The sequence below is a fragment of the Hydrogenovibrio kuenenii DSM 12350 genome (assembly GCF_000526715.1).
Classification (GTDB): domain Bacteria; phylum Pseudomonadota; class Gammaproteobacteria; order Thiomicrospirales; family Thiomicrospiraceae; genus Hydrogenovibrio; species Hydrogenovibrio kuenenii.
In genome coordinates, this window is the sequence record NZ_JAGP01000001.1 from 332,681 (window position 1) to 346,913 (window position 14,233).

General features: G+C 41.6%; 14 protein-coding genes. 10 read left to right on the forward strand and 4 right to left on the reverse strand.

What is annotated here, in order from left to right:
- The first annotated feature begins 58 nt into the window (after positions 1-58).
- The 3 genes from argC to N745_RS0101500 all read left to right on the forward strand — a co-directional run bounded on the left by argC (position 59) and on the right by N745_RS0101500 (position 2,750).
- Entirely contained in the window at positions 59-1,102 is a 1,044-nt protein-coding gene (argC, locus tag N745_RS0101490) for an N-acetyl-gamma-glutamyl-phosphate reductase (RefSeq protein WP_024850374.1), read from the forward strand.
- A 109-nt stretch (positions 1,103-1,211) separates the two neighbouring features.
- The gene (gene erpA, locus N745_RS0101495) at positions 1,212-1,553 is read left to right on the forward strand and encodes an iron-sulfur cluster insertion protein ErpA (protein WP_024850375.1); all 342 of its coding nucleotides are present in this window, start codon (positions 1,212-1,214) and stop codon (positions 1,551-1,553) included.
- Between the two features lie 18 nt (positions 1,554-1,571).
- Complete coding sequence (locus N745_RS0101500; protein WP_024850376.1) at positions 1,572-2,750, forward strand: citrate synthase; 1,179 nt, start codon at positions 1,572-1,574, stop codon at positions 2,748-2,750.
- 133 nt (positions 2,751-2,883) lie between these two features.
- On the opposite strand, the gene N745_RS0101505 is transcribed toward N745_RS0101500, so the two are convergent.
- The 3 genes from N745_RS0101505 to N745_RS0101515 form a co-directional block, all read right to left on the reverse strand.
- Positions 2,884-3,969 carry an anhydro-N-acetylmuramic acid kinase gene (locus N745_RS0101505; protein WP_024850377.1) on the reverse strand — a complete coding sequence of 362 codons (1,086 nt, stop codon included), beginning with the start codon at positions 3,967-3,969 and terminating at the stop codon, positions 2,884-2,886.
- Positions 3,962-5,254, reverse strand: a complete 1,293-nt coding sequence (locus N745_RS0101510; RefSeq protein WP_024850378.1) for a M23 family metallopeptidase — start codon at positions 5,252-5,254, stop codon at positions 3,962-3,964. The genes N745_RS0101505 and N745_RS0101510 overlap by 8 nt, the downstream gene beginning before the upstream one ends.
- Before the next feature lie 94 nt (positions 5,255-5,348).
- Positions 5,349-5,597: a sulfurtransferase TusA family protein gene (locus tag N745_RS0101515; RefSeq protein ID WP_024850379.1), complete on the reverse strand. Its 249-nt coding sequence runs from the start codon at positions 5,595-5,597 to the stop codon at positions 5,349-5,351.
- A gap of 122 nt (positions 5,598-5,719) precedes the next feature.
- On the opposite strand from N745_RS0101515, the gene glyQ reads away from it, so the two are divergent.
- Genes glyQ through N745_RS12160 form a run of 7 tightly spaced genes read left to right on the forward strand, consistent with a single transcriptional unit; the run spans position 5,720 to position 12,347 of the window.
- Positions 5,720-6,640 (forward strand): glycine--tRNA ligase subunit alpha, encoded by a 921-nt coding sequence (glyQ, locus tag N745_RS0101520; protein WP_024850380.1) that lies wholly within the window; start codon positions 5,720-5,722, stop codon positions 6,638-6,640.
- Entirely contained in the window at positions 6,640-8,718 is a 2,079-nt protein-coding gene (glyS, locus tag N745_RS0101525; RefSeq protein ID WP_024850381.1) for a glycine--tRNA ligase subunit beta, read from the forward strand. The genes glyQ and glyS overlap by 1 nt, the downstream gene beginning before the upstream one ends.
- Positions 8,719-8,776: 58 nt before the next feature.
- Positions 8,777-9,313 (forward strand): D-glycero-beta-D-manno-heptose 1,7-bisphosphate 7-phosphatase, encoded by a 537-nt coding sequence (gene gmhB / locus N745_RS0101530; RefSeq protein ID WP_024850382.1) that lies wholly within the window; start codon positions 8,777-8,779, stop codon positions 9,311-9,313.
- Positions 9,310-10,053 carry a lysophospholipid acyltransferase family protein gene (locus N745_RS0101535; protein WP_024850383.1) on the forward strand — a complete coding sequence of 248 codons (744 nt, stop codon included), beginning with the start codon at positions 9,310-9,312 and terminating at the stop codon, positions 10,051-10,053. Before gmhB ends, N745_RS0101535 begins: the two co-directional genes overlap by 4 nt.
- Before the next feature lie 4 nt (positions 10,054-10,057).
- Positions 10,058-10,885, forward strand: coding sequence for a motility protein A (locus tag N745_RS0101540; protein ID WP_024850384.1), 828 nt, complete (start codon positions 10,058-10,060; stop codon positions 10,883-10,885).
- A 21-nt stretch (positions 10,886-10,906) separates the two neighbouring features.
- Positions 10,907-11,644, forward strand: a complete 738-nt coding sequence (locus N745_RS0101545) for an OmpA/MotB family protein (RefSeq protein ID WP_038070558.1) — start codon at positions 10,907-10,909, stop codon at positions 11,642-11,644.
- A 4-nt stretch (positions 11,645-11,648) separates the two neighbouring features.
- A complete protein-coding gene (locus tag N745_RS12160; RefSeq protein ID WP_024850386.1) occupies positions 11,649-12,347 on the forward strand; it encodes an OmpA/MotB family protein in 699 nt (232 codons plus the stop codon).
- Here N745_RS12160 and N745_RS0101555 read toward each other — a convergent pair.
- Positions 12,344-14,164 (reverse strand): methyl-accepting chemotaxis protein, encoded by a 1,821-nt coding sequence (locus N745_RS0101555; RefSeq protein ID WP_051453415.1) that lies wholly within the window; start codon positions 14,162-14,164, stop codon positions 12,344-12,346. The two genes, N745_RS12160 and N745_RS0101555, sit on opposite strands and share 4 nt — an antisense overlap.
- Between the last annotated feature and the right edge of the window lie 69 nt (positions 14,165-14,233).

Here is a 14,233-nt window from a genome sequence, read left to right on the forward strand (position 1 = left end):
TTGCCGTTTTCTGGCAAAATTACATGTCTGTCTAAAAGAATTTTGAAGGTCGTAAATAATGAAACAAATTAAGGTTGGAATCGTCGGTGGAACAGGCTATACCGGTGTGGAATTGCTGAGAATTTTGGCAAACCACCCGAATGCCGAAGTTGCGATGATTACTTCTCGTAGTGAAGAAGGTGTTGCTGTGGCAGACATGTATCCTAACCTAAGAGGTATTTATGATCTGTGCTTCTCGGTGCCTGATGTGGAAAAACTTCAAACTTGTGATGTGGTGTTTTTTGCGACACCTCATGGGGTTGCAATGAGTATGGCTGAGGCTCTGGTTGATAAAGGCGTTAAGGTCATCGACTTGGCAGCCGATTTTCGTATTGAAGATTTGGAAGTCTGGCAAAAGTGGTACAAGCATGAGCATACCGGCAAGCATTTGTTCCCTAAAGTTGCTTATGGTTTGCCTGAATATTATCGTGACGCAATTAAAAATGCCGATATCATTGGTAACCCAGGCTGTTATCCGACCAGTATCATGATCGGTTTGTTACCATTGGTTAAAGCAGGTTGGATCAGTGTAGACTCTGTGATTGCTGATGGAAAATCAGGTGTTAGTGGTGCTGGTAAAGGGGCTAATGTTGCAATGCTGGGTGCGGAAATGAGCGAAAGCTTTAAAGCCTATGGTGTAGCGGGTCATCGTCATTTGCCTGAAATGAAAGAGAAACTTGCTCAGCAAGCGGGCAAAGAAGTCGGTTTAACATTTGTGCCGCACTTGGTTCCAATGATTCGTGGGATGGAAAGTTCCATTTACGCCACAATGGTTGTGGATAAAACGCAGGATGAAATTCAGGCGCTGTATGAGTCGGTTTATCAGGATGAAGCTTTCGTGGATGTAATGCCAGCGGGTAGTTTGCCAGAGACTCGTATGGTAAAAGGGTCAAACATGTGTCGTTTGGCTATTTATCGTCCTGAAGACAGTCCTTTAGTGGTGGTCACGTCGGTGATTGATAACTTGGTTAAGGGTGCATCTGGGCAGGCAGTGCAAAATATGAATATTATGTTCGACTTACCAGAAACAATGGGGCTGCAACAGGTCGCCTTATTGCCTTAACTCTACCTTAGCCTGGAAACAGGCTTTTCTTGCTCACATTCTTATAAGAGAGGGTTTTGGTATATAATATCCCTCTTAAGAATTTATAACTCTCTAAAAGGAGAATGTTATGTCTCAAATGCCTACTCCTGTGAATTTCACAGATGCGGCCGCAGCAAAAGTCAGTGGCCTGATTGATGACGAAGGTAATCCAGAGTTGAAACTTCGCGTTTATATTACTGGCGGCGGTTGCTCTGGTTTTCAGTATGGTTTTACGTTTGATGAAAGCCAAGCAGAAGATGACACTGTGGTCGATAAAAACGGGATTAAGTTGATGATTGACCCAATGAGTTTTCAATATCTGGTGGGTGCTAAAATCGATTACCTTGAAGATTTGCAAGGTGCTCGATTTGTTATTGAAAACCCTAATGCGTCAACGACGTGTGGTTGCGGTTCATCCTTTAGTGTTTAACGAATAAAAAATAGGCTTATGGAATATATCCCAGGACTGGCAGGTGTTCCTGCTACCAAATCAGAAATTTCTTTCATCGATGGTCAAAATGGCATTTTGTCATATCGCGGCTACGATATTATGGAGCTGGCAGAAAAATCTTCATTTGAAGAAACTACACTATTGCTGCTCTTTGGTCGTTTGCCAACCAAAGAAGAATTGGAAACTTTTGATCAATCACTTCGCCAGTCACGCCGTGTAAAGTTTAATATTCGTGAAATCATGAGAAACTTACCTTCTACCACGCATCCAATGCACATGTTGCAAGTTGTGGTAGCCAGTTTGGCAAGTTTTTACCCTAGTACCGAGTATATGAAGGGCGGTACTGAAAACCAAACCTATATCAATGATGTTACTGTAAAAATTATTGCACACATGGGGACTTTGGTTGCCATGTGGGAGCATATGCGTAATGGGTATGATCCTATTGAGCCAAGAACTGACCTGAATTATGCAGAAAACTTTTTGTATATGGTTACCGGTGAAGAGCCTGATAAAGATTGGGCGCGCTTGCTGGACGCATGTTTGATTTTGCATGCGGAGCACACTATTAATGCTTCAACCTTTACAACGATGGTTACTGGTTCTACGCTTGCAAATCCGTGTTCCGTTATCTCATCTGCAATTGCTTCTTTGTCAGGGCCATTGCACGGTGGTGCCAATCAAATGGTTATCGAAATGTTGGATGAAATCGGTCGTCCAGAAAATGCCCGAGCTTATATTGAAGATCGCCTTGCGAAAAAGAAGGTCATTTGGGGAATGGGACATAGAGAGTACAAAACCAAAGACCCTCGTGCGACGATTTTGCAGAAGTTATCTGCTGATATTTTGAAAAATAAGTCTGGTAGCTTGAGTATTGCTTTCGATACAGCCTTGGAAGTTGAAAGAGTTTGTGAAGAGTTACTTGCTCATAAGGGTGTTTATCCGAATGTGGATTTCTACTCAGGTATTCTTTACAAAGAAATGGGCTTTGATGCTGGTTTATTTACACCAATTTTTGCAGTTGCTCGTTCTGCTGGCTGGATGGCGCATTGGCGTGAGCAATTGCAAGACAATAAGATTTTTCGTCCTACTCAGATTTATACCGGTGCTGGAAGCGCATGCTATATTCCATTAGATCAGCGTGGTCACGGTGATCCAGACTTTATGGATAAATAGTGGTTAGATAGTTTGTAGAATGTCTTATAAAAAATGCCTGGCTCTTGTCAGGCATTTTTGTTTTTGGGACTTAGAAGTGTTGTTTCGTAGTTACACCCCGGCCTGGTAGATTTTAAACAATTTCGTGATGCCGTTAAGGCGCCCAGATTCCGCCCAATATAGAGGCTTCAGATGCACCGGTAATTGATTGAAGTTCAATAGGTAGTTTATTCAAGCGCTGGTGAGCCAGCCAAGAAATCATCATGGCTTCTATTGCATGAGGGTTGGCACTATAGTTGGAGCTAGATACGACCTCAATGCCTAAAGATTTATTCAGCCTATTTTGTAATGTACGGTTGTCTGCACCACCACCACATAGAATGACTTTTTCTGGCTTAAAGTCTTTAATGGCGTTTGCAACCGTTTCAACAGTAAGTTGGTTTAAGGTAGAAATAAGTACTTCAGTTGATAAATGTTCGGTAGCAAATTGATTTAACCACTTCAGATTAAAGTAGTCCCGGCCCGTGCTTTTAGGGAAGGGTTTTTCAAAATATGGATCTGATAGCATTTGCTTTAATAGCATTTCATCTGGCTCACAAGATTGAGCAATTTTTCCATTCGCATCATAGGCTAAGTTAAGTTTTGCTTGGCAAATTTCATCCATTAAACCATTTGCAGGCCCTGTGTCAGCTCCGTGTATTTCGCCGTTTTCGGATAGTAAGGTGACATTTGCAATGCCACCTAAATTTACTATGGCAAGTCGTTCATTGTGTTTTTGAAATAATGTCTTGTGGAAAGCAGGTGCCAAAGGTGCCCCTTGGCCGCCATTAGCCATGTCATCAATGCGAAAATCTGCAACGGTTTGAATGCCTGCGTGTTTTGCAATAAATGCAGGGTGCCCAATCTGTATCGACATAGACAAAGAGGGGTCATGGAAAATAGTTTGACCATGGGAGCCTATTGCCTGAATATCCTTGTGAGGAATGGCTTGTACGTTTAGAAAGTCATTAATGATTTCAGCATAAAGTAGCCCTAATTGAGTTTGTAGTTGCGCTAGAGTTCGCAAAGTGACTTCAGTGTTTAGGTTTAATGCGTGCAATTGATCTTTGAGTGTAGCGGAGTAGGGGATGGTTTTAAATGCATGACAAGAAATGGTGTCGTTTGAAATTTCTGTCAATGCAATATCTACGCCATCTAAGCTGGTGCCAGACATGAGTCCGATGAATAGATTTTTATTCAAAACGGGTTGCCAGCTGTGTATTGTGAGGGTTGATTCTACTCAATTGGCCGTGCATTAAAGAAGCATATTCTACAAATTGAGTACGGTAACGTCTAGGTACTGGTGCGGCATCTGGGAATTTAACTTTCAATGGATCGACATAATGACCACTGATGCGAAGCTCATAGTGTAAATGGGGCCCAGTTGCTAAACCTGATTGACCAATATAGCCAATAACCTGACCTTGTTTTACCCATTGCCCTTTTTTGAATTTACCAAACTTAGACATGTGAGCATAGACGGTGGTGTATTTTCCTGCGTGTTTGATGTAAATAACGCGTCCATAGCTTTTGCTCCAGCCGCGTCTAATGATTTGTCCTTCGCCTGTTGCATGAATGGGTGTGCCCACAGGTCCGCCATAATCAATACCGCGATGTGCGCGCCATTTTTTCAAAACTGGGTGAAAGCGCATGGGTTTGTAAGTGGATGTAATGCGAACATAGTCGACAGGGTTGCGTAAAAAAGCTTTTTTCAAATTGTGCTTATGGATGTCGTAATAGCCAATGTTCTCGCCTTTAGCATTTCTTAGTAAGAAAGCTGTATGTTTGTCGTCGCCAGCCGTTGTAATTTCTGCCGCCAGTATGTCGCCATCCCCGACGTATTTGTTGTCAATAAAACGTTTTTCATAGATGACTTTAAAGTGATCTCCGGGACGAAGTTGACGTATAAAATCAATCTCCCAACTAAAGATGTCCGCTAAGTTCATAATGGTGTTGGCGCTTAATCCTGCATCTTGTCCACCCAAGTAAAATGAATGTTTAATAATGCCTGCGGTTGAAGCGATTTTAATTTCGACAGGGTGCTCGACGGGTTGAATTTTAAAACCATTATCCGAACGAGTTAGTTGGTAATGCGTAGCTCTGGTTTTTGGGTAGTCTATTTTTTGTAGCTCACGATCTTGGTCTACCCATATGTTCAAAGTGTCGCCGACGCGAAGCTGCGTTAACAGACGGCTATTGGGTAATTTCTTGATCTCAAAAGCAGTTGTTTTACTCACACCAAGGTCATCTAGTGCTTCCGAAAGGGATCCGTTTTTAGGGATCTTAATCGAATACTTTGCCCATTTAGCAGAGGATGTTTCTTGCGTGTCTGTAATACCTAAACTTGGATTGAGTGCAGAGTGTAGCGGTGGAAGGGGGAGTCTTTGTTTTTCTAATGGTTGGCTTGCATCGGAATTGAATGCATAGAAGCTAACCAAAATAAGAGAAAAGACAATGAGTCCTAATTTGCTGAAAAAAATCTGCACAGAATGTTTTTACCTAATGAAAGCCTATCAGTCAATTATACTCAAAATAACACTGGAATCTAGCGTGCTTAAAGTGTCTGGAAAATAATTTCCATTATTTTACTTCGATAGTAATGAATAGTGTTGGTGTCAGCCGTTCTTTGAATTTTGATTCGCCCATTATGCAGCTGACGAGTTGATGTTTATTTACTTTGCACCAACTGCCAATATCTTTTTCAGCGCCCATGTCTGTGCATTCTATTGCAATGTGATCTCCAGAGGTAGCGTTTCTGACCGCCTGTTGTAGTTTGATGACGGGCATGGGGCACTTGAGTCCTTTTGCATCTATTGTGGTGGAGGGCATTTTTCTTCCTAATTTTGTGGCGTTAAATTGGTATAATTATCAGAATTTTTCGTGGTAAAACACGGCTCAACATATTTTAAACCAAAAAATTTATAGAAACACTCAGATAGGAATCAATTCAAGTGTCTTCAAACGCAGCAACTGACATACAAACCTTTCAGGGACTCATTCAAACATTACAAGCCTTTTGGGCAGAACAAGGGTGCGTCATTATGCAGCCTTATGACAATGAAATGGGAGCAGGAACTTTTCATCCGGCAACCTTTCTTCGTTCAATAGGTCCTGAGCCTTGGCGTGCAGCTTATGTTCAGCCTTGTCGACGTCCAACTGACGGCCGCTATGGTGAAAATCCTAACCGCTTACAGCATTACTACCAATTTCAAGTGATGCTGAAACCGTCACCAGATAACATTCAAGAGCTATATTTGGATTCTTTGCGTCAACTCGGTGTTGACCCGCTTGAGCACGATATCAGGTTTGTTGAAGATAACTGGGAGTCGCCAACATTAGGTGCTTGGGGTCTAGGTTGGGAAGTTTGGATGAATGGTATGGAAGTTACACAATTTACCTACTTTCAACAGGTCGGTGGTTTGGAGTGTCGCCCTGTAACCGGCGAAATTACCTATGGTTTAGAGCGTATTGCGATGTATTTGCAAGGTGTGAACAGTGTTTATGACCTGACATGGGTAAATGGTCCGGAAGGTAAAGTAACTTATGGTGATGTCTTTCATCAGAATGAAGTTGAAATGTCTACTTACAACTTTGAAAAAGCAGATACGGAAATTTTGTTCCGTACGTTTGATGAGTGTGAAACGATTTTTGCCAAGCTGGTAGAGGATAAGTTGCCATTACCTGCTTATGAACAAGTTTTGAAAGCATCACATGCATTTAACCTATTGGATGCACGTCATGCCATTAGTGTGACAGAAAGAGCTAGATTTATTGGAAGAGTTAGAACCATGGCGAGACAGATTGCCGAAGCTTATTATGAAGGTCGTGAAGCCCTAGGATTCCCGTTGGTAAAAGACGGAGGTGCCAAGTAATGACTGATACAACTGCAGATTTTTTGGTTGAAATTGGTACTGAAGAGCTACCGCCAAAAGCATTAAAAGCTTTGTCAGAAGCTTTTGCAAAAGGTATTACTGCCGGACTAGAAGTGGCTGAATTGTCTTTTGGCGAAGTGAGCACTTATGCTTCGCCTCGTCGTTTGGCGGTTAGAGTACAAGCATTGCAAACTGTGCAGGCAGACAAAACGATTGAACGCAAAGGTCCAGCTAAAAAAGCCGCATTTGACGATCAAGGTGAACCGACCAAGGCATTGCTAGGTTTTGCTCGTGGTTGCGGTGCTGAAGTCGATGCGTTATCTGAGATTGAAACTGAAAAAGGGACATGGATGGTTTATTACCTTGAGCAAAAAGGTGAAACGGCCAAGGTTTTGTTACCGGAAATAGTGAGTCAATCTTTGGCAAAACTCCCAATTCCTAAACGTATGCGTTGGGGTGCTTCTGATGTTGAATTTGTGCGTCCAGCTCACTGGGTGTTGATGTTGTTGGATGATCAGATTGTGCCTGCGACAATTTTAGGCTTGTCTTCTGGTCACACAACGCGTGGTCATCGTTTCCATGCGCCACAAGAAATTGAAATTGCGATGCCTGTTGATTATGTCTCTAAGTTAGAAGTGGAAGGTAAGGTTAAAGTAGATTTTGCAGAGCGTTCTGAAATGATTCGATCGCAAGTTGAAGCCGCTGCGAAGTCGATGAACGGTATTGCCGATATCGATGAAGATTTATTGGAAGAAGTCACCGCATTGAATGAGTGGCCGCAAGCCGTGGTGGGTGATTTTGATGAAGTGTTTCTATCCGTACCTTCCGAAGCATTGATTTCAGCGATGAAAGGCCATCAAAAATATTTCCATTTATTGAATCAAGATGGCAGCTTGATGGCTAAGTTCATTACTTTTTCCAATATTGAAAGTAGCAATCCTGATTCTGTGAAGAAAGGGAACGAACGTGTTATTCGTCCTCGACTTGCCGATGCAAAATTTTTCTGGGATCAAGACCGCAAGCAATCTTTAGATGATTTCTTACCTCGTTTGAAAACAGTCGTTTTCCAACAAAAGTTAGGGACTTTGTATGACAAGATTGAACGTCTAGAAACGCTAACGGTAAAAGTTGGTAAGCCTCTGGGTGAAGAGCCACAATTACTAGAAAGAGCAGCACGTTTGTCCAAGTGTGATTTGATGTCTGAAATGGTAGGAGAATTCCCTGATCTGCAAGGAATTATGGGGCGCTATTATGCATTAGAGCAGGGCGAGAATGCTGCGGTAGCCGATGCCTTAGATGCACAGTATCAACCAAGGTTTGCTGGCGATGAGCTGCCAAATTCAGGTGTGGCTCAAGCTTTAGCAATTGCTGATAAGCTCGACACAATTACCGGAATTTTCGGTTTGGGTCAGGTGCCAACGGGTGATAAAGATCCTTTTGCGTTACGTCGTTCTGCACTTGGTTTGCTGCGAATCATGATTGAAAAACAGCTAAACCTTGATCTGGAATTACTGATTCGTGAAAGTATCAAGTTGCATGATGCGGTTGAAAGCTCTGATGCATTGACTGCCGAGATATACGATTTTATTATCAGTCGCCTAAAAGCCTATTATGCAGATAAAGGGGTTTCTGCTGAAGAGTTTGAAGCAGTACGCGTGTGTGCACCAAGTCATCCAATAGATTTTGATAAGCGTATTGCGGCTGTTCAACAATTTAGCGCGATGGAAGAGGCAGAAAGCCTGAGCGCGGCTAATAAGCGAATTGCCAATATTTTGAAAAAACTAGATGAACCTTTCGCAGAAACTGTCGAAACAAGACTGTTTGAGACGGATGCAGAAAAAGTGCTTTTCGCAACTCTTGATGAGTTGAGAGAAGAGGTAAGTTGCTTGATTGCTGATCGTGATTATGCAAAAGCAATGCAAGCTTTAGCTCGCATTCGCAAGCCAGTGGATGTGTTCTTTGATGAAGTTATGGTAATGGCAGATGACATGTCTGTTCGTAATAACCGCTTGGCATTATTGAATCAAATCTATCAACTCTTTTTGCAGATAGCAGATATCTCTCGTCTGTCAGCGTAATTTAGAAAAAACGGGTTGAGAAAGCTTCTCCACTCGTTTTTTTGTCTAGGGTTTAAAAATGAACAAAATCATTGTATTAGATCGTGATGGTGTGGTGAATCAAGACTCAGATGCTTACATTAAACATCCCGATGAATGGATTCCTGAACCTGGTAGTATTGAAGCAATTGCGAAATTGAAAAAGTCAGGGTGGACTGTTGCGATTGCAACAAATCAGTCCGGTGTTCGTCGTGGCTATTATTCCCGTCAAACTTTACATGCCATGCATCAAAAGCTTACTCAACTGTTGGCTGAGTACGAAGTTGCCGTTGATTGGATTAGTTATTCCCCCTATGTTTCTGAGGACAATGCCCCTTGTAGAAAACCTGGAACAGGGATGCTGCAAGCGATTCAAAATCGATTTGGTTTGTCTCTGGCTAACGTTCCAATGATTGGCGATTCTCTTGCTGATATTCAAGTAGCCAAAGCGATGAAAATGAAACCGATGCTTGTTAGAACGGGCAAAGGCGAACGTACCTTGTCAAAAAAATCACCTGAGTTATCGGATGTACCTGTTTACGACAACCTTTTGACAGCTGTGGAGAGCTTGCTATGAAGCTTTTAACTGTATTTAGGTCGTCTATTTTCTTTGCTGGGCATATTGCGACGCTTATTTTCTTTGTTGTTACCGCGCAAGTCTTGTGGGTTGCGCCTGCCTCAGTTCGCTATGCGTACATCCACTTATGGGCGAGGTTTACCATCCGATGGTTAAAGTGGACTTGTGGTGTCAATTATCAGGTTCATGGGCGCGAGAATATTGACCTTTCAAAATCTGGCGTAATCCTTGCTAAACATGAGTCGGCCTGGGAAACTTTTGCGTTTCAAGAGTTCTTTCCACGTCAGACGTTTGTTTTAAAACAAGAATTACTGAAAATTCCTTTTTTTGGATGGGGATTGAAGATGATGGGGCCGATTGCAATTGATCGCAAAGCCGGCCGCAAAGCGATGAAACAGGTAATTGATCAAGGGACTGAAAAGCTTGCACAAGGCGTTTGGGTGGTAATCTTTCCAGAAGGCACCCGAACCCGCCATGGAAAAATAGGCAAAATTAATGCTGGAGGGGCAATTCTTGCCCAACGATCAGGTGTTAATACCTACTTTGTCTCTCACAATGCGGGGCAATGTTGGCCAACGGGTAGTTTGCTTATTTATCCAGGAACGATTGATGTGTATATCAGTTCACCGATAGAGCCATCGGAATTTTCAGTTGAAGAGATTAACCAGCAATTAGAGGATTGGTTTAAAGCGCACCTTACGCCCCTTTCTGAGTTTAAGACGGAGGTGCCTAAACCCTAACTAGATGAGCAAATTAGCAAGTATAGTAGGCATTATTCTTGGCTTGATCGTCGTCCTGTTCAACATGGTCGATTTCAAGTCAGGCGAACTGTTATCTGCATTCTTTAATTTGCAAGCTTTGATGGTGGTCTTAGGCGGGACTTTCGCCGCTGCATTTATCAACTATCCCTTCAGTCAGATGATGTGCTTTTTTAAAGGTTTTATAAAAGTTTTAACTTCTGAACCTGCTTCACAATCCACAATTATTGAACAATTGATGTATCTATCTCATCTAGCCTATACAAAGGGCGAGTTGGCTCTCGAAAAAGAAATTGAGAATCAGACTGACCCTTTTTTGGGTTTTGCACTAACTGAAATGATGATTTACCGTGATGAAGAACATCTGCGTTCAAGCCTTGAGAATCATTTAAACTCTATGCGTATGCGTCATTTGAACTGTCAGGATGTGTTCAATAACATGGCTTCCTATGCACCAGCATTCGGAATGATGGGGACGGTAATGGGGTTGATTATGATGATGACTTCTCAAGTAGGAGGGGGAGATGCAGCTAATGTGGTTGGGCAATCTGAGAACATGCTTAACTCTTTGTTAACCGGTATGGGGTTGGCATTGGTAACTACCTTTTATGGTGTGTTGTTTGCCAATTTTATTTTTATTCCCATGTCAGGAAAACTTAAAGTGCTTTCTGATGCAGAAGTGGTTAAAGATGAAATTATCATTTTTGGTGTAATGGGTTTAAAACAGAAGCAAGCACCATTGATGATGAAAGAAAGTTTACTCTCTTATGTTAACCATAAAACGAAGCAGAAGTTAGATTTAGAGCTTCATTAATGTTTAGGGCGTGAAACAAATATGAAACGAATGCTCCTTGATCAATCTAAGCAAGAATCTCAGACAGAAGCAGCCGATTTTCTTCGTCTCAAGCGCTATCGTTCATCACAAATCATTTTTATTGCATTGTTTACTTCCTTGTTAGCTCTTTTTGTAATTATTATCTCTATCGTTGGTATTGAAACTAACCAGTCAAAAAGAAGTTACCAAAAAGCGATTAATGCCTTATATCATGATATTAAGGTGCAATCGTCTAAAGAAGGCATGAATTGGTTAGTTATCGATAATACGGTCGCCAAAGGCGTTAAGTTGACGTTTAAACCTACCTTATTTGAAAAAAACCGCCTCTTTGCCTCTGCGCGTGCAAAAATTAATCCGCTATATTTACCTTACTTGAACCAGCTTATTCAGTTGTTGAAAACGGTAGATTTTGAGCACTATATTCAAAATCATAGAGCTCTGGTTCGAGCGATTCCATTGAAACCAAACCAAAAGTTGATTATGACCTTAAGGGTTGAGGGTCATACCGATGCATCAGCGCTTGCAAAGACGGCGCTGTATCAAAGTAATATTGAATTGAGTGGGTTTCGAGCTTATGCCATTATGAATTACATTCAACTCTATAGCCAGATACCGGGTAATCGTTTTGGAATAGCAGGTTATGGGAGTTTACGTCCCATTTCTAGTAACCCGATGGATCCAATAAATCGGCGTGTAGAAATTTATTTGCTGCCGCAAATTATTACTAAGCCGGGGTAGTGTCATGAGTAGTGTTAAGTCTGAAAAAATTAAGTCAGGATGGCTGTTCTCTTTTGGAGACATGATAACTTTATTGATTACCTTTTTTATTTTAATGATTGTATTGAATAAAGGGGAGATTTCTAAAGTACAGAAGTGGTTAGAGGATGATTTAGACCAGGTTTCCATTGAGTTAACAGGTCAATTTCAAGATGCAATTTTTGTAAAGGTTAAAAGAACGTCTCTCGGCGTGGAAATTGATATCAATAATGATCAAGCTTTTGTGGAAGGGGGGTTTAATCCATCAGAAGGTTTGGCAAAAGAATTAACATTGGTTGGAGAAGAGTTAAAGAAAATTCCTTTATTAACGGAAGAACAGTCTAAAGTTTTGCCAGCTGGTGTGGCTTATGATGCAAAAAAACAAGGGCTGAATTTACGTCGGGAGATTTCTATTGCAGGTTATACCGATAATGCGAAAATTAACCCGGAATCAAGTTTGAGAAATAACTGGTTTCTGAGCACTATGCGAGCAGAAAGTGTAATGCAGCTGCTTATGGAATCGAGTGGCTTACCTCAAAAGCTTTTTGGGATCGCGGGTTATGGTATGTATCGCCCTATAGCTTCAAATGATACACCTGATGGTCGTGCAAAAAATCGGCGAGTAAAAATTGTCATTACAGCCAACTTTACACACCAGTCAAAAGTCGAGGAAAAGTCATCCTAGTACTGTTCTTGTAGAGAGAGGGTTTTAGATGCGCCTGCCTTTTCTACTTCGAATCCTGAAACATCTTGCTGTAATTTCACAGCTTGTTCTGTTAGGTGTGAAGCACTTGCCGCAGTTTGTTCAACTAAAGCAGCGTTTTGCTGTACCGCACTATCAAGCTGCGCGATTGCCTGATTTACTTGGCCAATACCTGTAGCCTGCTCCTTAGCGCTAATGGTTATTTCTGCAACAATCTCAGTTACGGTCTGTACGCCTTGATTGATTTTATCAAAAGCGTCATTGGTTTCATTTAATTGTGAAGCGCCTTGATTTACTTTAGCAACGACTTCATCTATCAGTTTTCGAATGTCGTTGGCCGCATCGGAAGATTTACCAGCCAAGCTTCTCACCTCACCAGCAACAACAGCAAATCCTCGGCCATGTTCGCCAGCACGTGCCGCTTCCACAGCTGCATTTAAGGCCAGTAAATTGGTTTGGAAAGCAATGCTGTCAATTAATGCAATAATATCGCTGATGCGTTCACTGGATTCTTGAATACGAGACATAGATTCAACCGATTCCTGCATTACTTGACGGCCGTCATGCGTCAGTGTCATGGTTTCACTTGCAAGTTCATGGGCGCGTTGTGCATGTTCGGATGTTTGCTGTACAGTAGATGTTATTTGCTCTACGGCAGAAGCAGTTTCTTCTAAGGATGCTGCTTGAGATTGCGTTCTTTCCGATAAGTTGTCGTTACCTTGTGAGATTTCGAGTGTTCCCTGTGCCACTTCAGATGAAGTGTTGATAACCTGTGTCATAGAGTTATGTAGTTGGGTGACGGCATGAGATAAGTTGTCTTGTAGGGTTTTTAAATCACCGCTAAACGACCGGCTCATGTGATAAGTGAGATCGCCTTCACTTAAGTGTTTGGCTGAAGTATTTAGCTCTTGAATGCTTTGTGATATTTCTGCAACGGCTTTGTTGATAAAGGACTTTAGCTCTGCCATTTGACCTTTTGCATCTTCGGTGATTCGTTGGCTAAAGTCGGAAACCATCACTTTTTCCATCACAAAATTTATTTGTTGAATAATGGTGTCCATATTTTGCATGGCTTGGTCTACTTTTATGCGAATATTTCCCTTTACTTCAGGATTCATTCGAGCTGAAAAGTCTCCATTTGAAATCGCACCTGCAATGTCTTCCATTGAATTCATTGTGGTTTGTACGCTGTCAACTGATGCATTCACCATATTTTTTAAAGTTTGTAGGTCGCCGTGAACTTCTAGTGTGCAGCGTTGATCGAAGTTACCATTTGCAACTTCTGACAAGCTGGCATTAATTCGGTCAAAGATATTTTTTAAATCGCCCGTCAAGCCGTTAAAGCAAGTCATTACTTGTCCAACTTCATCTTGGTATTTCACATCAAGTACTTTGGAAAAGTCATTGGTAGTAGTGATTTCTAATATCCCTTTTTCCATTTGTTTGATCGGTTTTACGATCTTAATCATCAAGGTGCTGTACATGAGAATAAAGAATGCGCCGACAGCAACAAGTACGGCCACAATAAAGTAAACTGTTAAGTTTTTAACAGATGTAATGGTTTGTGTTAACTGAGTGCTCACTGCTTGATAGGAGTTTGCTGTTTCAGCGGTTCCCGATTGTGCGACTAGATGGTGGATATGCTGCCACTGGTTTAATGTTGTAGCGAGTTGAGTGTGAATTACGGTAAATGCTGTAGTAAAAAATACGCCAGCTCCTGCCATCATGACTAGCAAAATAATGCTTAGGGTCGAAATTTTCGCTCGACTCCATACTCCCGCTTTTTGATGAGTTTTCATGTGGTTATTCATGCAAGCCAACCCTTTTAGCACCGACGTTGTGCAAATATTAAGTATATTTCAGTAAAT

Excerpts from the sequence above, each read along its gene's own strand:
- argC (WP_024850374.1), top strand. The coding sequence starts at position 59 with ATGAAACAAATTAAGGTTGGAATCGTCGGTGGAACAGGCTATACCGGT.
- erpA (WP_024850375.1), top strand. The coding sequence starts at position 1,212 with ATGTCTCAAATGCCTACTCCTGTGAATTTCACAGATGCGGCCGCAGCA.
- N745_RS0101500 (WP_024850376.1), top strand. The coding sequence starts at position 1,572 with ATGGAATATATCCCAGGACTGGCAGGTGTTCCTGCTACCAAATCAGAA.
- N745_RS0101515 (WP_024850379.1), bottom strand. The coding sequence starts at position 5,597 with ATGCCCTCCACCACAATAGATGCAAAAGGACTCAAGTGCCCCATGCCC.
- glyS (WP_024850381.1), top strand. The coding sequence starts at position 6,640 with ATGACTGATACAACTGCAGATTTTTTGGTTGAAATTGGTACTGAAGAG.
- gmhB (WP_024850382.1), top strand. The coding sequence starts at position 8,777 with ATGAACAAAATCATTGTATTAGATCGTGATGGTGTGGTGAATCAAGAC.
- N745_RS0101535 (WP_024850383.1), top strand. The coding sequence starts at position 9,310 with ATGAAGCTTTTAACTGTATTTAGGTCGTCTATTTTCTTTGCTGGGCAT.
- N745_RS0101540 (WP_024850384.1), top strand. The coding sequence starts at position 10,058 with ATGAGCAAATTAGCAAGTATAGTAGGCATTATTCTTGGCTTGATCGTC.
- N745_RS0101545 (WP_038070558.1), top strand. The coding sequence starts at position 10,907 with ATGAAACGAATGCTCCTTGATCAATCTAAGCAAGAATCTCAGACAGAA.
- N745_RS12160 (WP_024850386.1), top strand. The coding sequence starts at position 11,649 with ATGAGTAGTGTTAAGTCTGAAAAAATTAAGTCAGGATGGCTGTTCTCT.
- N745_RS0101555 (WP_051453415.1), bottom strand. The coding sequence starts at position 14,164 with ATGAAAACTCATCAAAAAGCGGGAGTATGGAGTCGAGCGAAAATTTCG.